Origin of the sequence: Halomonas sp. PR-M31 (genome assembly GCF_001039575.1) — a bacterium.
Lineage (GTDB): Bacteria > Pseudomonadota > Gammaproteobacteria > Pseudomonadales > Halomonadaceae > Modicisalibacter.
The window spans coordinates 15,636-32,915 of record NZ_JIBT01000050.1 but is presented as its reverse complement, the minus strand read 5'-3'; the positions used below and the strand labels follow the sequence as shown (position 1 = coordinate 32,915).

At 58.2% G+C, this 17,280-nt stretch carries 14 protein-coding genes and 2 pseudogenes; 8 read left to right on the top strand and 8 right to left on the bottom strand.

The window, feature by feature from the left end:
- Nucleotides 1-6: 6 nt before the first annotated feature.
- The 5 genes and pseudogenes from CH74_RS13850 to CH74_RS13830 form a co-directional block, all read right to left on the bottom strand.
- The gene (locus tag CH74_RS13850) at nt 7-1,203 is read right to left on the bottom strand and encodes an acetate/propionate family kinase (RefSeq protein WP_048308129.1); all 1,197 of its coding nucleotides are present in this window, start codon (nt 1,201-1,203) and stop codon (nt 7-9) included.
- Nucleotides 1,204-1,409: 206 nt separating this feature from the next.
- On the bottom strand, nt 1,410-2,588 hold the full coding sequence (locus CH74_RS13845) for an acetate/propionate family kinase (protein WP_048308128.1): 1,179 nt from the start codon (nt 2,586-2,588) through the stop codon (nt 1,410-1,412).
- Nucleotides 2,589-2,705: 117 nt separating this feature from the next.
- The gene (fabI, locus tag CH74_RS13840) at nt 2,706-3,470 is read right to left on the bottom strand and encodes an enoyl-ACP reductase FabI (protein ID WP_216594775.1); all 765 of its coding nucleotides are present in this window, start codon (nt 3,468-3,470) and stop codon (nt 2,706-2,708) included.
- Nucleotides 3,471-3,594: 124 nt separating this feature from the next.
- Nucleotides 3,595-3,893, bottom strand: a pseudogene (locus tag CH74_RS13835) (YciI family protein).
- Nucleotides 3,894-3,973: 80 nt separating this feature from the next.
- A complete protein-coding gene (locus tag CH74_RS13830; RefSeq protein ID WP_048308127.1) occupies nt 3,974-4,516 on the bottom strand; it encodes a septation protein A in 543 nt (180 codons plus the stop codon).
- Nucleotides 4,517-4,609: 93 nt separating this feature from the next.
- Between CH74_RS13830 and CH74_RS13825 the strand changes: the two genes are divergently transcribed.
- Both CH74_RS13825 and CH74_RS13820 read left to right on the top strand, forming a co-directional pair.
- Entirely contained in the window at nt 4,610-5,497 is an 888-nt protein-coding gene (locus tag CH74_RS13825; protein WP_048308126.1) for a PHP domain-containing protein, read from the top strand.
- A gap of 247 nt (nt 5,498-5,744) precedes the next feature.
- On the top strand, nt 5,745-6,365 hold the full coding sequence (locus tag CH74_RS13820) for an L-threonylcarbamoyladenylate synthase (RefSeq protein WP_048308125.1): 621 nt from the start codon (nt 5,745-5,747) through the stop codon (nt 6,363-6,365).
- A gap of 50 nt (nt 6,366-6,415) precedes the next feature.
- On the opposite strand, the gene CH74_RS13815 is transcribed toward CH74_RS13820, so the two are convergent.
- Both CH74_RS13815 and CH74_RS13810 read right to left on the bottom strand, forming a co-directional pair.
- Nucleotides 6,416-7,276, bottom strand: coding sequence for an ion transporter (locus CH74_RS13815; protein WP_048308124.1), 861 nt, complete (start codon nt 7,274-7,276; stop codon nt 6,416-6,418).
- Nucleotides 7,277-7,321: 45 nt separating this feature from the next.
- Nucleotides 7,322-8,176 carry a CYTH domain-containing protein gene (locus CH74_RS13810; RefSeq protein ID WP_048308123.1) on the bottom strand — a complete coding sequence of 285 codons (855 nt, stop codon included), beginning with the start codon at nt 8,174-8,176 and terminating at the stop codon, nt 7,322-7,324.
- 97 nt (nt 8,177-8,273) lie between these two features.
- On the opposite strand from CH74_RS13810, the gene CH74_RS13805 reads away from it, so the two are divergent.
- The 6 genes and pseudogenes from CH74_RS13805 to glrR all read left to right on the top strand — a co-directional run bounded on the left by CH74_RS13805 (nt 8,274) and on the right by glrR (nt 15,865).
- Entirely contained in the window at nt 8,274-8,954 is a 681-nt protein-coding gene (locus tag CH74_RS13805) for a TIGR00153 family protein (RefSeq protein WP_048308122.1), read from the top strand.
- A gap of 65 nt (nt 8,955-9,019) precedes the next feature.
- Nucleotides 9,020-10,290 (top strand): annotated as a pseudogene (locus tag CH74_RS13800) (inorganic phosphate transporter).
- Nucleotides 10,291-10,348: 58 nt separating this feature from the next.
- Nucleotides 10,349-11,662 carry an amino-acid N-acetyltransferase gene (argA, locus tag CH74_RS13795; RefSeq protein ID WP_048308121.1) on the top strand — a complete coding sequence of 438 codons (1,314 nt, stop codon included), beginning with the start codon at nt 10,349-10,351 and terminating at the stop codon, nt 11,660-11,662.
- Nucleotides 11,663-12,406: 744 nt separating this feature from the next.
- Entirely contained in the window at nt 12,407-13,903 is a 1,497-nt protein-coding gene (locus tag CH74_RS13790; RefSeq protein WP_048308120.1) for a HAMP domain-containing sensor histidine kinase, read from the top strand.
- A gap of 4 nt (nt 13,904-13,907) precedes the next feature.
- Entirely contained in the window at nt 13,908-14,441 is a 534-nt protein-coding gene (locus CH74_RS13785; RefSeq protein WP_048308119.1) for a hypothetical protein, read from the top strand.
- Between the two features lie 59 nt (nt 14,442-14,500).
- Complete coding sequence (gene glrR, locus CH74_RS13780) at nt 14,501-15,865, top strand: two-component system response regulator GlrR (RefSeq protein WP_048308118.1); 1,365 nt, start codon at nt 14,501-14,503, stop codon at nt 15,863-15,865.
- Nucleotides 15,866-15,883: 18 nt separating this feature from the next.
- On the opposite strand, the gene xseA is transcribed toward glrR, so the two are convergent.
- Nucleotides 15,884-17,206 carry an exodeoxyribonuclease VII large subunit gene (gene xseA, locus CH74_RS13775; RefSeq protein WP_048308117.1) on the bottom strand — a complete coding sequence of 441 codons (1,323 nt, stop codon included), beginning with the start codon at nt 17,204-17,206 and terminating at the stop codon, nt 15,884-15,886.
- Nucleotides 17,207-17,280 lie beyond the last annotated feature (74 nt).

The following is a 17,280-nucleotide window of genomic DNA, read 5'->3' as shown; positions in this document are numbered from 1 at the left end:
AGGGGATTATAGTGCGGCCGCCTTGACGCGATATGTCAAGAGACGCGTATGTTCGGCGATGATGCCCTCTTCATCCGTGGGAATGGCAAAAACCGGCAGATCGCTATCATCGGTGCTGATGCGCACCGCACCGGCCTCGTTGGCCACTGGATCAAGACGCATGCCCAGCCAGGCAAGCTTCTTGACGACTTTCTCCCGGATCAGCGGTGAATGCTCTCCGATGCCCGCAGTGAAGACAAGCCCTTCCAGACCGCCCATCTGCGCGATGAGAGAGCCTGCATTGGAGACGATGCTATGCACGAACAGATCGATGGCCTCCTGGGCATGAGGATCGTCGCTTGCCACCAGATCGCGCATATCGTCACTGATTCCCGAGACCCCTAGCAAGCCGGACTCACGGCGCAGCATCAGTTCGACTTCCTGAGCGTTCATGCCTTGATGGCGCAGCAGGTGCAAGATGAGGCCAGGGTCGATACTGCCGCTACGCTTGCCCATCATCAGGCCGTCCAGCACGGTGAAGCCCATGGTAGTCGCGACGCTATGGCCCTTCTCGATGGCGCACAGGCTGGCTCCGTGCCCAAGATGGGCAACGATGAAGCGTCCGTTGGCCTTTGGCCCTGCATGGCGTGGCAAGACGCTGGCAATATATTCATAGGAGAGACCGTGAAAGCCATAGCGCACTATGCCTTGCTCCGCAAAACGCCGAGGCAGGGCGAAGGTCTGAGCAACCTTGGGCTGACTGCGATGGAAGGCGGTATCGAAGCAGGCGACCTGGGGGATTTGGGGCCAGGTGTCTCTGATCGCATGAATACCGCTCAGGTTATGGGGCTGATGCCCCGGCGCCAGCTCACTCAGGCTGTGCAGGGTTTCCAGCGCATTGTCATCGATAAGAATCGGCGCATCGAAGTAGCGCCCGCCGTGCACCACCCGGTGGCCTGCTGCGACGATGTTCAGCGACGGCATCTCGTGACGTAGACGCTTCAACATCCAGCGGATCAAGGGGCCATGGGTCTGGGGCATGTCCTCATCGTCCAGGGTGACGGTTTCGCCCGCGGCGCTACCCAGTCTAGCCTCATAGAGCGGCGCGCCACCGATACCGCCGATACTGCCTTTCCAGAGCAGGGTGGCGGGAGCGTCGAAGGAGTAAGCGGCAGCCTTGACAGAAGACGATCCGGCATTGAGAACGAGCATGACATCGGTCATTGAAAGATCCTTGAACAAAGGACACAAAATGGCGCGGCGAACAATGCTGAATGGAGAACGAAGGCCGGCACCGCAGTCGGTTAGCGAGTAGAAAGGCGCCGTTTGGAACGGCGCTTTCTTAGCAGGTTAAACGATGAGGAGTATTATACAAAAGTCGAATAGAGAACCCAAACCAAGCCATATCGAACGTTAGACCGAAAACAACATTAAAGGCACTCGATCAACCGCGCCGTATCCCGAGCGATGACCCCTTCTTCATCCGTGGCAATGACATGAACCGACAGCGCACTGTCCGGTGTGCTGATACAGGACGCGCTTTGGGCATTGGCCTGCTCATCGATCTTTACCCCCATCCAAGCAAGACCTTCCACGATCCGTGCACGAATCAGGGGTGAGTGCTGTCCGATTCCGGCAGTGAAAACCAGCCCATCCAACCCTTTTAGCTGTGCAATGAGCGCTCCCATCTGAGAAAGGGCCCGATAGACGAACAGCTCAACCGCTTCCTTTGCCCGTGCTTCGTCGTTGTCCACCAGGTCGCGCATGTCGTCACTGATACCGGAGATGCCAAGAAGCCCCGACTCCTGGCTGAGCAAGGTGGCAACCTGGGGCAGGCTCATGTCGCGATCCCGCAGCAGGTAAAGCACCACGCCGGGATCGATATCGCCGCAGCGCTTGCCCATCACCAGGCCGTCCAGCGCGGTAAAGCCCATGCTGGTCGCGATGCTCTTGCGGTTGCGCATGGCGCAAAGGCTCGCGCCGTGGCCCAGATGAGCCACGATGATGCGGCCTTCAGCGCGCTCATTAAGGTATTCCGGCAGCACACTGGCAATGTATTCGTAGGAAAGGCCGTGAAAGCCATAGCGCAGCACTCCTTCCTCCGCCAGTCGATGGGGCAGGGCGAAGAGCTGGGCAATACGCGGCTGAGTGCGGTGAAAGGCAGTATCGAAGCAGGCCACCTGGGGTATGTCGGGCCAGACGTCGGTGACGGCTTGAATGCCCGCCAGGTTGTGCGGCTGATGGCTGGGTGCCAGATTACTGAGGGCGTGTAGTTCTTCCAGCACTTTCGAGTTCACTCGCACCGGCGTATCAAAATTACGACCGCCGTGAACCACCCGGTGGCCTGCCGCGATCACATTAAGGGTCGGTGCTTCTTGCTGAAAACGTGTGAGCATCCACTTGATCAGCGGTCTGTGTTTGTGCACAACATCGGAGGGTACGGCTATTTCTTCGATGGTTTTCCCACCGGCGCGTGATCTATATCTCGGTGCCCGGCCGATACCGTCGATTTCTCCTCGCCAGAGTGGATCCTCATGATCGTTCAGCGCATAGACGGCCAGTTTGATTGACGATGAACCGGTATTGATGACAAGCAGAGCATCGCTCATGAAGTGGATCTCCTGATGTGATGAACCTGTAGCTGGGCAAACGACGTCAAGACCAACGCTGGAAAAGCGGCGCCGGCATGGCTAACTCCTGACGCAGTCAAGGCGGCAATTCGTCCATCACGCCATGACATTATGACCACCGTCGATGAAGACGACGTTACCGGTAATCGAGCGGGCCCGATTGGAAACCAGAAAGGCGGCCATATCGCCAACCTCTTCGATGGTTACCAGTCGTCTCAACGGGGCTTGTTCTCGCGCTTCATCGATCAGGGTGTCGAAATGGGCGATACCGGACGCAGCGCGGGTTTCTATCGGTCCGGGTGACAGGGCGTTGACTCGTATCCCGGAAGTGCCAAGCTCTGCCGCCATATACCGGGTAGTCGCTTCAAGCGCTGCCTTGACCGGACCCATGATGTTGTAGTGATCGATGACCTTGTCGGCGCCGTAGTAGCTCACAGTGAGCAGACAGCCACCTTGCTTCATGAGAGGTTCGGCGTGGCGAGCCATGCGCAAAAATGAGTGTACGGAGATATCCATGGCCTGGGCAAAACCCGCCCGGGAGCAATCCATGACGCGTCCATGCAAATCCTCGGCGGGACAATAGGCAATGGAGTGCAGCACGAAGTCGAGCTGTCCCCACTCCTGACGGATGCGTTCGAACAGCGCGTCGAATGCATGATCATCTTCCACGTCCAACGCTTCGAAGAGGGTGGCATTGACTGAATCCGCCACCGGTTGCACGAAGGGCTTGGCGCTGTCGTTCAGGTAGGTGATTGCCAGCTCTGCCCCTGCTTCGAAAAAGGCTCGGGCACAGCCGGCGGCAATGGACTTGTCGTTGGCAACGCCCAGAATCAAGCCCTTTTTTCCATTCAGCAGTTTCATTGAAACCTCATCACTTGCCTGTGCATGAGTTGATATGATGCACACATGTTCATATGAATGCCTTGCATCAACTCAAGGTATAGCGAGATTGTGACGTTTCAGGGCGTCGTTACTGGGCGGTGCTTCAGGGCAGTACCTTCTTGAAGGGTTTTACCGTCACCTTGGCATAGACGCCGGCGTCCACGTAAGGATCTGCCCCCGCCCAGGCCTGGCGGCGTCCAAATCATCGAATTCGGCAATTATCAGGCTACCGCTGAAGCCCGCACTCCCCGGATCCTCGCTGTCGACGGCGGGATGAGGGCCCGCGATCACCAGGCGACCCTCGTTGCGCAACGTTTCCAGGCGTGCCAGATGATCCGAACGAGCGCCTTGGCGTTTTTCCAGGCTGTCGTTTACATCTTCACTAATGATGGCGTAGAGCATGGCAAGCATCCTTGTATGGGTTGAGCGTCAAGACGAGTCGCCGCGATGGCGCTCGACAGGAAATGGATTCGACGTGGGGATCATGGCTTGGGCTGAGCCAACATGTGACGACTCAGGTAGATCCCTTGAGCCAGTACGAATAAAAGGGTCAGACCCAGCATGCCAAAGAGCTTGAAATTAACCCAGGTAGCTTCGCTGAACGTCTTGAAAACGTAGACGTTGAGCACTGCCATGGCCAGGAAAAAGCTTGCCCAGGCCAGATTCAAACGGGTCCAGATCCTGTCAGGTAGCTGGATAGCCTTACCCATCATGCGTTGGGCCAGGGTCTTGCCGCCAAACAGAGGCGAAATAAGAAAGGCCAGAGCGAACAAGGCGTTGACCACGGTAGGCTTCCACTGAATGAAGGCGGCGTCGCGGAAGGCAACCGTCGCGCCCCCCAGCAGAATCAAGAGCCCGAGGGTGATCAGGTGCATCTTCTCGAGCTTTTTATAACGCCACCAGATGAATGCCATCTGGGCGAGGGTCGCGGGAATCAGCACCAGGGTTGCCAGCACGATATCGCCGCTCAGATGATAAACCGCGAAGAAGATCGCGATGGGAAGAAAGTCCAGCAGTAGCTTCATTGCAAAATCCCGTGATAAAGAGGCGCCATTGACCCGAATTGCCGGGACGCGCACCATGACGAACCTATTCTGACAAAGACGCCGAATGGCGTCATGCCCATGATTTCCCTTCCCGATACCTTTGATGCGATTTCCGGTCTCGACCTTCACATGCACTCCACCGCGTCGGACGGTGCCCTCACTCCCGGTGCGCTGGTGGCCCTTTGCCATTCCCGGGGCGTCACTCACATGGCGCTGACGGATCATGACACCCTGGCGGGCATCGATGAGGCAAGCGCGGCGGCAGACCGGGTCGGCATACGACTATTGCCTGCCGCGGAGCTTTCTGCCCAATGGCGGGGGGTGACAATTCATGTAGTGGCATTGCTGCCGACAGGCCCCAGCGTGAAAATGAACGAGGCGCTAACATCCCAGGCTGAGGCCCGGGTCGCTCGCAGCAAGGAGATCGCTCGGCGTCTCGAGGCGCTAGGGCTTGAGAATGCACTGGCCCGTGCCCGGGAGCAGGCAGGCAGCGAGCGCCCCCTGGGGCGGCCGGATTTCGCCAGAGCGCTGGTGGAGGCGGGAGTGGTGCCGGACATGGCCACGGCCTTCAGAAAACACCTGGGCGCCGGCAAGCGGGGCGACGTCAAGGCGCATTGGCCTTATCTAAGCGATGTGATCGACTGGACTCGTCAAAGCAACGGGATTGCGGTGCTGGCTCATCCCTTGCGCTACGGCCTGACGCGCCGTAAACGCGGTCTGCTGCTCGATGCCTTTGCCGAGGCGGGGGGCGAGGCGGCAGAGCTGGTCAGCGGTTTTCAGAATGCAGACGTCACTCGGGACTTAGCACGCCAGCTTGGCGAACATGGTCTCTATGGCTCCCTGGGCAGCGATTTTCATTTTCCCGGGGGCCATCTGGCACCAGGTAGCATGAGCTCGGTGCCCCGCTGCGATGTATTACCGGTATGGCGCCATCCACTAATGCACGACTTTGCTGGCTGAATTTGTATAACCCGATAAGCTGGTCAATAAGTGCTAAGGAATCACCGTATAAATGCCTACTCGAACGAATCGCTGCGTTGCGCGGTACTGGGGCGCCAGCCCGGTCGAAGATCGCCTGACCCTAAGTTATGTCTCGCCTTTTGTGTTCCGTGCGCCTTGCGACGTAGCGACGTCCGCATCATTTCGCTCGGCTATTTATTCAGCGATTCCCTAAAGGAAACCCTCGTTTATCTTACAAGGAGCGGTCATGACCCAGTTTTTCCAGATTCATCCCGAGAACCCGCAAAAACGCCTGATCGATCAGGCCGTCTCTATCATTCGTCAGGGCGGGGTGATTGCCTACCCCACGGACTCCGGCTATGCCCTGGGCTGTCATTTGGGGGAGAAGAAGGCCATCGAGAAGATCAAATGGCTGCGCTCCCTGGACGACAAGCATAACTTCACCCTCGTGTGTTCCGATCTTTCCGAGATTGGCACCTATGCCAAGGTCGATAACGACGCCTTTCGACTGCTCAAGAACAACACGCCGGGCGCTTACACCTTCATCCTCGATGCCACCAGCGAAGTGCCGCGTTTGTTGCTGCATCCCAAGCGTCGCTCCATTGGCGTACGGGTACCGGATCACCGCATCACCCACGCCCTGCTCGAGGCCTTGGGTGGAGCGCTCATGAGCGTGACGCTGATTCCGGTAGGCGAAGAGCTGCCCATGACCGACGCGGAAGAGATCCGCGAGCGTTTTGGCGCCCATCTCGAATTGATCATCGATGGCGGCGCCTGCTCGTTTGAGCCTACCAGCGTGATCGATCTGCGCGAGATTCCGCCGGTCATCCTGCGAGAAGGCCGTGGCGATACCGCGCCTTTTCGTTGATCACCCTTTGAGTTTTTTACACGCCGCTTCGCCGGACGGCATCTTGGCATTCAATCCGTAGGTGTCGCCGGCGTCTGCTCGTTCTTCTTGCGCGGATCTTCACTCTCTTCATCGAGCCAGGCGCCACAACGCTTGCAATAGCGGGCGCCTCGTTCGTGTTCTTCAAGCCCGCAGCCCGGGCAGGCCTCGTCGGAATAGCGCTGCTCCCGGATCGAGCGCATCATCTCGGCAGAAAACACCCCGGTCGGTACAGCGAGGATGGCGTAGCCCATGATCATGACCACAGAGGATAAAAATTGTCCTAACGGCGTCAGCGGCGTGATGTCGCCGTAGCCCACGGTGGTCAGGGTCACGATGGCCCAGTAAATGGCGCGAGGAATACTGGTAAATCCCGCCTCCGGTGGCTCGATCAGATAGATCATCGAGCCGAAGATGATCACCAGCATCAATACCGTGGACAGAAACATCAGAATCTTGCGAAAACTTCGCCGTAGCGACTGCACCAATATCTTGCCTTCGCCCAGAAACTCCATGAGCCGCAAGACACGAAAGACGCGCAGCACCCGCAATATTCTGACCACCAGCAGCGACTGAGCGCCGGGGATGAGCAGGCTCAGCCAGGTAGGCAAAATCGAGAGCAGATCAATGACGCCATAAAAGCTTTTCAGATAGCGCAGCGGACGATCCAGGCAGTAGAGCCTTAGCACTAGCTCGAGAGTGAAGATAAGCGTGAACGCCCATTCCATCCCATAAAACAGCGTCCCATAGCGCGCATGCAGAGCAGACACGCTGTCCAGCATGACCACGATGACGCTGATCAAAATCAGGCTCATCAACGCAATATCGAAACATTTAGCGAGCCGCGTGTCCGACTCGAAAATCTGTTGGAACAGCCAGGTACGCAGATCCATGCCGTCAGGGCGTAACGGAGATGGCAAAATCGGGCTCCTTGATATTCAGATTGTCTGTTGCAGGCTCAGGCTATGCTGGCCAAAGGCAGTGGTCAGCCAGTCAGAATGTGTGAGCATGCCCCCCAGCGCCTGGGCATGGTGTCGGGTCGCGGCGCTCAGCGCATCGTCATTGGCCAGGCCCCAGTAAAGATCGACTGCCTGTTCCAAAAAGCGTCGCTCGCGAGTGTCGCGAAAGAGATCGAGTAGACGCGAAGCATGATCGAGCCGAGCGGAAAGGCTCGCGCCGGGGGGCTTGCATGTCCAATGACCCTGGTACAGCGCTGCGCCGCGTTCGGCCTTGCTTATGATGGACGGTCGCAATGGTACTTGTTCGGCGAATTTCTGAGCCAGTCGCCATAGTGAAGAGGGGTCTCCGCGTTTGAGTTCGAGCTCCAGCTCGTTGATTTCAACCCGTCGTTCGTCAGCACGAATACTCCCCTGATCGAATGCAACCTCGATGCTGGCGCTCTCTAACTCGAGCAGCCAGCGACAGCGTTCGAAATCCGTGACAAAGCGTGGCTCCAGCGTCTTGAGAACAGCATTACCCATGGCTTGTATGGGCGGCAGGTCGGCCAGGCCAACGAGATCCAGATCGTCGCCTTCGATTGCCCACTCCCATTCCCCGCGAACAAAAAGCCCCCCGGAACCGCTGCCAACGGTCTTTAGCGTTTGAAGATTGCCTTGAGGGGTGCGGCGAACGCGCAACGCGGCACGAGCGGATTCAAGTGCCCCTTCAGGCGTGTCGTAATAGGTGTTGGATAGCCACTCCCTGCAAGGGGGTGTCTCGAGCAGTTCATGGCGCAACAAAAAAGCCGCTGCGCTGTCGCTAAGTGCCAATTTGAGTTCGACTTCTTCTGCCATTGCACCATCTCGTTGTCACTGTTGAATGAAACTTCATGACGTTACTCGACGCAATCACTATACTATCGACGCCATTCCCAACCCACGACAGTCTTATATGATGACGTCCAATCCGTTTTCAGCGTTGTTCGGGCGCTCGCCCTTTCAGCCGCTATTGGCTCATATCGTCAAGACCAGTGAGTGCGCCGATCAGCTATTACCTTTCTTCGACGCCGCCCTGGCAGGTGATTGGGAAAAAGCTGCCGAGTATCGCGAGAAGGTGACCGAGCTCGAGAATGAAGCCGATGAGCTCAAGACTCAGCTGCGTCTCAATCTGCCCAACACCCTGTTTCTACCGGTATCGCGCTCGGATCTGCTTGAGCTGATCAGTGTGCAGGACAAGATCGCCAACCGGGCTCGAGATATTACCGGCATCATGATGGGACGCTCCATGGAAATTCCCGAGCCCCTGGCAACACCGATGCGCAACTATCTCGAGATCGCTATTGCAGCGGTGGATCAGGCGCGCAAGGCGCTGAAAGAGCTCGAGTCGTTGCTCGAGTCCGGTTTCGGTCGCAACGTAGCGCAACTCATGGAGAATCTAATCCGGGACTTGCACGATCTCGAGCATCAGGCGGACGCCCAGGAAATTGCCATTCGGCGACAGCTTTTCGATCTCGAGGATGATCTGCCACCAGTAGACGTCATGTTCCTCTACAAGATCATCGACTGGATTGGAGATCTCGCGGATCGTGCCGAACGTGTCGGCAGTCGACTGCAAATACTGACAGCCCGCTGAATCCTGCGCTCCGTTTCGGATCCTGGATTTGCTAACGAACGCCACCCCTAAAAAAACGGCTGCCCATGTTTATCATTGAGCATTACGGTGACGTATTCATCATTCTTGCCTGTATCTTCGGTTTCTTCATGGCCTGGGGCGTTGGTGCCAACGACGTCGCCAACGCAATGGGAACCTCCGTCGGTTCCAAGGCCATCACCATCAAGCAAGCCATCCTGATTGCGGTAATCTTCGAGTTTCTTGGCGCCTGGCTCGCGGGTGGTCAGGTCACCGAAACCATTCGAAAAGGCATCATCAACCCTGAACTTCTCGTGGATGATCCACATCTGCTGGTTTACGGCATGTTGGCCTCATTGTTGGCGGCGGGGTTATGGCTACTGATTGCTTCGGCCCGTGGTTGGCCGGTATCGACGACCCATTCCATTGTGGGCGCCATCGTTGGCTTTGCCGTGGCCGGACTGGGAGTCGATGCGGTCGGATGGAGCAAGGTTGGACAGATCGCCACCAGCTGGGTGATATCGCCGGTGCTTGCAGGCACCTTTGCGTTCGTGCTGTTCAAGTCGGTGCAGCTGTTGATCTTCGAAAGCAGAGATCCGTTCGCCGCCGCCAAGCGCTATGTGCCAGCTTATATTTTCCTGGTCGGATTCATCGTATCCATGGTGACTCTGGTCAAGGGGCTTTCTCACGTGGGGCTTGATTTGAGCTTTGCTGAAAGCCTGCTGATCGCCGTCGGTATCGGCCTGATCATCATGCTGCTGGGCATAGCCCTGGAGAATCGTATCAGTCGCAGCAAGAGCACCAAAAACGGTGATTTCCAGTTTTCCGGCGTCGAGCGGATCTTCGGTATCTTGATGATGTTCACCGCCTGTGCCATGGCCTTTGCTCATGGGTCCAACGATGTTGCCAATGCGGTCGGCCCCTTGGCGGCGGTGATCAGCGTGGTACGCACCCATGGCGAAATCGACGGGGCGGCGGTTCTACCTTGGTGGGTGCTGGTACTGGGGGGGCTGGCATTGTCGTCGGTCTTGTGACCTACGGGCACCGCGTGATTGCAACCGTGGGTACCGGCATCACTGAACTGACCCCCAGCCGTGGCTTCGCTGCGACGTTGGCCGCGGCGACCACGGTGGTACTGGCCTCGGGCACTGGCTTACCGGTTTCCACCACGCATACCCTGGTAGGAGCGGTGCTCGGGGTAGGCTTAGCGCGAGGCATGGCGGCACTCAATCTCAGGGTGTTGGGCACGATCGTCTTGTCCTGGTTGATTACGCTACCCGCCGGCGCGCTATTGTCCATCCTGTTCTTTTTCATGTTCAAGGGCATGTTCGGAGCCTAGATGCCAGGAAATCCATCGCTCCGGTCTTGCCAGGTTTTCCTCTACTGAGGTGCAGTTCTTGAACTCACGTTTTCCCTTTATCGAATGGTTTCGTAATTCGTCGCCTTACATCAACACGCATCGCGGACGCACCTTCGTCATATTGATCGAAGGCGACGCCATGATCGATGAACGTGGCGAACAGCTGATTCAGGACCTGGCCCTGCTGCATACCCTCGGGGTGCGTCTGGTCGTCGTCTACGGTATTCGCCCCCAGGTCAGCCGAGCCCTTGAGCAAGACGGGATCGTACCCGAGCGTCATGAGGGGCGTTGGGTAGCCCATCACCAGATCATGGCCTGCGTCGAACGGGTCGCAGCCCAGCAGCGCCTGTGGCTGGAAGCTCGGCTTTCCCTGGGCCTGCCTAACACGCCGCTTCACGGCGTCGAACTCATTGCGGTGTCCGGCAATCTCGTCATGGCCAAACCCCTAGGGGTGCGCCGCGGGATCGATTTCGATCATAGTGGCGAAGTACGCCGGGTGCGTAAAAGTGCGATCAGCGCGCTACTAGAACAGGATGCCCTGGTAGTGTTGCCGCCCTTGGGCTTTTCCAGCACCGGCGAAGTTTTCGATCTCGACGCCTCCGAGGTAGCCCAGCATGCGGCCATTGCCCTCAAGGCGGACAAGCTGATCCTGCTGGGGGATGCGGACGGCCTGCATGACGCCAATGGCTTGTTGCAGCGTCAGCTCTCTCCGGATGAAGCGGAACCGCTTCGCGCTGCTGCGACTCCCGGCTGCGAGCTTGCACGACACTTGAGCGCTGCCTGCGGGGCGGCGCGTCACGGGGTTGGTCGTACCCATCTGCTGCCCTGGCACAATCACGATGCCTTGTTGGGTGAGCTTTTCACTCGGGACGGCATGGGAACGATGATCACCCAGCATCGCTACGAACAGCTGCGTCCCGCCGGGTTGCGAGACATTGCCGGCCTGCTAGAACTGCTACGCCCGCTGCAGGAGCACGACGTCCTGATTGAACGCTCCCGAGAGCGGCTCGAGCAGGAGATTGGCGACTATGTGGTCATCGAGCGCGACGGCATGATCATTGGCTGCGCCGCGCTGCATCAGTTTTCCGACTCCGCCATGGGGGAGCTCGCCTGTGTTGCCGTCCATACGGATTATCGCGGCAGTGCCCGCGCCGCAATGCTTCTTGGTGAGGTGGAGCTGCGTGCTCGGAGTCATGGACTCAAGGCACTGTTTGCCTTGACCACCCATACCGCTCACTGGTTTATCGAGCATGGCTTTGGGCCCGCGGATATCGAGGCGCTGCCGGCGGCACGGCGCGATGCCTACAATCACACCCGCAAATCCAAGATTCTGCTCAAGCACATGATCTGAAACGTGATAGCGGCAGGTATGGCATGTTGTCGCCAGCCAGATACTCGCTAACTTGCTGTTCTGCATCGCAATAAACGCCACGCGGGATTGCTCGTTGCCGTTTAGAGACGTAACACCGATTTCTCGAGTACATTTTTTATCGCTGTAGCCAAGCGATCGTGCCCAGGCATAATGAAGCTATTTTTAAGTCACTGTTTTCGCTGGGCAATAGCTTTTTTTGGCATGCCTGTCGCACTATGTTCAATGAGCATCTAGAAAAGCTTCAAATAAGTTCGAATCGTTTCTTTCTGCTCTATGCGATGTGTGACTCAGGTTGCGATGAGATGGTACTGCCGTTATGGCATGGAAATGTACCAATTGGGCAAGGAGGCCCGGCACGGACGCCATTCCCCCGGAAGGGGGATCAATTTGGATACGACGCCCAGGCGACGTATCAAAGAACGAAGCACGGCGGTTCGCCGCTGAACATGAAATCGTCAGTTCCTGTCCGACATTGACGCGGTTTTATGGCTTCGGGTCCTTCGGGACCAACGAGTTCTCAAAGATGTCTGGACAGATAGACATTCAATGAGTGCTCACTTGACCCTTCAGTTCCCTGCGTACCTTGGGCCGACTTCTGTCGGCCCTCTTTTTTGCGGTTTTTTGTGCAGTTGAGATGTCTACGACTTTGCTTAGCGGCAACTCTGGTATGCTATGTGGACAAGACTCATGATTTCGATCCTTTTTCTGCATAGAACTGTTGCCATGACCTCACAGGTCTCACGCCGCTGGCGTCCTCGATCATTACTGCAGCTAGTACTATTGGCTTTCCTGGTAGTCATGCTGCCAATTGCCGTTCTGATGTTTCAGGCGGGCCAAGCGCTTTCGGAACTTTCTTATCTTGCGGATATCAGCGCGCGCCAGGCCGTGGAACAGACCCGGCGTGCTCGGGCGCTATCCAATCTGGCCCTGGAAATGGAGCGTAGCGCTCGGCAGTATGCCGTCATCGAGCAGCCGGGCCTGATGGAGATCTACGCTTCCAAGGTGGAAGAGTATGCGGCACTGCTCGAGGCTCAACAGCGTTTGTTACCCGATAACGATGAAATCGCTGCTCTAAGCGATCAAATCGAATCCCTGGCGATGCTGACCACCATGACCGCCGAGGAAGTCAGCGAGAATCTGGAGGGGTTTACCAGCTTCGGGGAAAACACCAGCGCCGTACGCGAAGCCACCAATCTACAGATCGATAACCGCATCGAAAGCATCAGCGCCCAAGCCGAAGAGGTGCAGCGACGCCTGTGGTTGCAAACCGCGGCACTGGTGTCGGCAAGTCTTGCCTTGATGCTGCTGTTCACCTGGTTGATCATTCGCCCGATTCGCCAGATCGAGCGACGCATCCTGACCTTGGGTAGCGGCATGGAACCTGCCTCGTCGCATCTGATCCAAGGGCCAGCGGAGCTGGTCAACCTGGGCGAGCGTCTGGACTGGCTATCGGTGCGCCTGAGCGAGCTTGAAGCACAGAAACAGCAGTTTTTGCGTCACATGTCCCATGAGCTCAAAACGCCGCTTGCCAGCGTGCGTGAAGGCACCAGTCTGCTTTCTGATGGCATTGTGGGAGAGCTGACGCCGCGTCAGCTCGAGATCATCGAATTAATCGATAGCAGTGGACTGGAACTGCAACGACTGATCGAGCAGTTACTCGACTATAATTTATTGCAGCACAATCAAACCGCCGACAGCGAATGCTTCAACGTGGCGAGTCTGATACAGGAAGTGCTGAGCAAGCATCAGTTAGCCTTGAGCAACAAAGGCATGCAGATCAGCGCGGCGAGTTCGCCCATTGAATGGATGGCGGATCGCGATCGTACGGCTCGCGTACTCGACAACCTGATTTCCAACGCCATTGCTTACGGTGAAGACGGCGGACAGTTGGAAATACGCACAAGTCAACATGGCCCGACGTTGACAATCGATGTTGCCAATAGCGGTGACCCGATCGATAGTGCCGACCGAGATAAGCTTTTCGAAGCGTTCTATCAAGGGCGTGCACGGCGAAAAGGGCCCATCAAGGGCTCGGGCATCGGACTTTCCGTGGCCGCAGATTGCGCTCGGGCGCAACAGGGCCAATTGGCACTGGTCGATAATGACACCCTGGCGGTATGTTTCCGCCTGACACTGCCCTGGAATGGGGGAGATGTCCTCGATAACGATAATTTGACGCAGCAGTCGATGCTGACGCTCGATACGAACGCAAGGAATTGAAGGTATGAAAAAGCTATCGTTGCTGGCCAGCATGCTGGCGGCCTCGCTTTTGGCGGGGTGTCATATGCTGCCTGAAATGGCTGGGGCTGATTCCGACCCGGCTGAATCGGCCCAGTGCTTGTCCGACGTGCCCAGCTTGACGGTAAGCGATTGCATGCTTGGGGCCTGGGTCGATTTTGGTCTGGCCGCCCAGCGCGCAGACAAGGAGTGGCGCGAGAACATACTCGAACAAGTCGAGGGCGATACGCATAATGATCGTTTGGCTCGCGCCGTGGTCTACTCCTGGTCAAGTCAAGGCAAGTGGGACGACGCGGCGAAATTATTCGAGGCCGATCTATCCGCGGCGCCCAGCGAGTTGCAGCCCCTGCTTCGGCAATGGCTCAACGGCCTGGAGGCCCGCAGGAAATTGCTAGGGGATCTTTACCGCAGCGAAGCATCGCGTCGCCAGGTAAGCCAGGAGCGCGATGATCTCGCCAAGAAACTCGATGCCCTGACGGCGATCGAGGAAAGTATCAATTCGCGCAACCAGACGCCTTAGCGCCTTTGGCGTCAGTCATTATCCAGGGGCCTGTGGTTGCGCTTTCAAGGAGTCGAAACGTGAAGCATGCCGCCCACATTCTACTGGTGGATGACGATGCCAGCCTGCTCAAACTGTTGGGAATGCGTCTGGAGAGCCGTGGCTATCGCGTGACCACGGCGGAAAGCGGACGTCAGGCGCTGGATAGTTTGAGCAAGACCCGCCCGGATCTGGTGCTATCGGATCTGCGCATGGACGAGATGGATGGCATGGCGCTTTTCCATCAGCTGCAAAAGCAAGCGCCGGGGCTACCGGTCATCATTCTTACTGCCCACGGCTCGATCCCGGACGCAGTCAGCGCTACTCGCCAGGGTGTATTCAGCTTTCTGACCAAACCGGTGGATCGGGACGAGCTGTTCGCTGCCATCGAAGACGCCCTGAGTCAGACCCAGGGTACTTCCGGCGAGGGGGACAACGAATGGCGCTCCGCCATCATTACCCGCAGCCCTCACATGGAGCGGGTGCTTGAGCAGGCGCGCATGGTGGCCGGGTCCGATGTCAGCGTGCTGGTCACCGGCCCCAGCGGTAGTGGTAAAGAGCTCTTCGCCAATGCCATTCACCAGGCCAGCTCCCGGGCCGACAAGCCGTTCGTGGCCATCAACTGCGGCGCCTTGCCGGAGCAACTGCTGGAAAGTGAGCTGTTCGGCCACGCCAAAGGCGCATTCACCGGGGCAATCACTCAGCACGAAGGACTTTTCCAGGCCGCAGACGGCGGTACGCTGTTTCTCGATGAGATCGGCGACATGCCCTTGCCGCTGCAGGTCAAGCTACTGCGGGTGCTGCAGGATCGGCAAGTGCGCCCCCTGGGATCGACCACCTCGATTCCCATGGATGTGCGAGTCATCTCCGCGACTCATCGGGATCTCGATCGGGCCATGGCGGAAGGCGACTTCCGCGAGGATCTTTATTACCGGCTGAATGTGGTCAATCTACGCCTGCCGCCGCTAAAGGATCGTGCCGAGGACGTGCCGCTCTTGGCCAAGCATCTGGTGACCCAGGCTGCGGAACGTCACAAGCCCTTCGTCAAGGGCTTCTCCTCCGAGGCGCTCAACCTGCTGGCTTCCAGCGCCTGGCCGGGCAACGTGCGCCAGCTGGTCAACGTGGTGGAGCAGTGCGTGGCCCTGACCAGTTCGCCGATCATTCCCGAGGCGCTGGTCGCCCAGGCCCTGGTGGCGGAAGAAAATGCACTGCCGTCCTTCAACGATGCTCGGGCCAGCTTCGAGCGCAGCTATCTGATCAAGGTGCTGAAGATCACCGAAGGCAACGTGACTCAGGCCGCGCGCATCGCCGGACGCAATCGCACGGACTTCTACAAGCTGTTGGGTCGTCACGATCTGGAGGCCGGTGGGTTCAAGCCCGGGGCGTTCGAGGAAGAAGCCAGCTAGGCACTTTACAAACGGCGCCTAGCGCTTGAAACGGCGCTTCACTTCGACTGACAGTTTGCCCTGTGCAAGTCGCGCGCTGAGGCGCTCACCCGGTCGGGTATCCTCGGCGCGTTTGACAACCTTACCCTCGCTGTTCTCGATAATCGCATAGCCTCGACCCAATACCGCAAGTGGGCTTACCGCATTCAATTCCCGCATCAGCGCATTAAGCCTATTGCGCTCTGCTTGCAGACGCCGGGGGAGGGCCAGGTTCAAGCGCTTGCTCGCCTGCTCAAGACGGCGCCGCGATTCGGCAATCTGCTGGGCAGGATCGAAGCGAGCAAGGCTGCGGGCTGCCATGTCAAGACGCTGTCCTGCCTGAGTCAGCCGCTGCCGCATGGCCCGCTGTAGACGCGCTTCAAGCTGATCAAGATGCTGGCGCTGGCGAACCAGGTGTTCGCCGGGATGGCGCAACCGCGCCCGCAGATAATCCAGACGCTGAAGTTCCCTGTCTAGTCGTAGGCGTTCGACACGAATCAAGCGTTGCCGGGCATCGCTTAATCGGCGCATCAGTTCGCGCCGGTCAGGCACCAGCTGTTCCGCGGCGGCGGACGGAGTGGGGGCGCGGACGTCCGCGGCAAAGTCCGCCAAGGTCACGTCTATCTCGTGACCCACCGCGGACATCACCGGCAATCGCGAATGGAAGATCGCCCGGGCCAGGTGTTCGTCGTTGAAGGCCCACAAGTCCTCGAGGCTGCCACCGCCCCGGGTGATAAGCAGGGCATCGAAGCGCTCCGCCCGGTTGGCAAGGGCGATGGCGCGAATGATCGCCGGCACCGCCTCGCGGCCCTGCACCGGTACCGGTAGCAGAGTGACATCGATCAGCGGCCAGCGGGCCGCCAATACCGCCAGCACGTCCCGCACTGCCGCGCCGGTGGCGGAAGTGATCAGCGCCAGATGCCTGGGCGGGTAGGGCAGGGGGCGGGAGTTGACGAACACGCCTTCTGCGGATAGTTGATGTTTCAAACGTTCGAAAGCCGCCAGCAAGGCACCTTGTCCGGCGGGCTGCACCGCCTCGACTATCAACTGATAGTCACCTCTGGGTTCGAAGATCGAGATCCGTCCGCGCACACGAATATGATCGCCATTGGCGAAGGGTGCAGCAAATCTGGCCCGAGTGCGAAACAGCGCGCAGCGCACCTGAGCGCGATCATCCTTCAAGGTGAAATAGCAGTGCCCGGAAGCGGGCTTGGCCAATCCCGATACCTCACCTTCCACCCAGCAGTCGCCGAAGCCGCGCTCCAGCATCAGGCGCGCCTGGCGATTGAGATCGCTGACGGAAAGCGTTGTGGTATCAGCCATAAAAAAGAGGGCTCCAGTCAGATTGACGGCAGCTTACCATGACGACCTTGGAGCGCACATTGAGACGTCGGGGA

Excerpts from the sequence above, each read along its gene's own strand:
- CH74_RS13845 (WP_048308128.1), bottom strand. The coding sequence starts at position 2,588 with ATGAGCGATGCTCTGCTTGTCATCAATACCGGTTCATCGTCAATCAAA.
- fabI (WP_216594775.1), bottom strand. The coding sequence starts at position 3,470 with ATGAAACTGCTGAATGGAAAAAAGGGCTTGATTCTGGGCGTTGCCAAC.
- CH74_RS13825 (WP_048308126.1), top strand. The coding sequence starts at position 4,610 with ATGCCCATGATTTCCCTTCCCGATACCTTTGATGCGATTTCCGGTCTC.
- CH74_RS13850 (WP_048308129.1), bottom strand. The coding sequence starts at position 1,203 with ATGACCGATGTCATGCTCGTTCTCAATGCCGGATCGTCTTCTGTCAAG.
- CH74_RS13820 (WP_048308125.1), top strand. The coding sequence starts at position 5,745 with ATGACCCAGTTTTTCCAGATTCATCCCGAGAACCCGCAAAAACGCCTG.
- CH74_RS13805 (WP_048308122.1), top strand. The coding sequence starts at position 8,274 with ATGATGACGTCCAATCCGTTTTCAGCGTTGTTCGGGCGCTCGCCCTTT.
- CH74_RS13810 (WP_048308123.1), bottom strand. The coding sequence starts at position 8,176 with ATGGCAGAAGAAGTCGAACTCAAATTGGCACTTAGCGACAGCGCAGCG.
- CH74_RS13830 (WP_048308127.1), bottom strand. The coding sequence starts at position 4,516 with ATGAAGCTACTGCTGGACTTTCTTCCCATCGCGATCTTCTTCGCGGTT.
- CH74_RS13815 (WP_048308124.1), bottom strand. The coding sequence starts at position 7,276 with ATGGATCTGCGTACCTGGCTGTTCCAACAGATTTTCGAGTCGGACACG.
- CH74_RS13790 (WP_048308120.1), top strand. The coding sequence starts at position 12,407 with ATGACCTCACAGGTCTCACGCCGCTGGCGTCCTCGATCATTACTGCAG.
- CH74_RS13785 (WP_048308119.1), top strand. The coding sequence starts at position 13,908 with ATGAAAAAGCTATCGTTGCTGGCCAGCATGCTGGCGGCCTCGCTTTTG.
- xseA (WP_048308117.1), bottom strand. The coding sequence starts at position 17,206 with ATGGCTGATACCACAACGCTTTCCGTCAGCGATCTCAATCGCCAGGCG.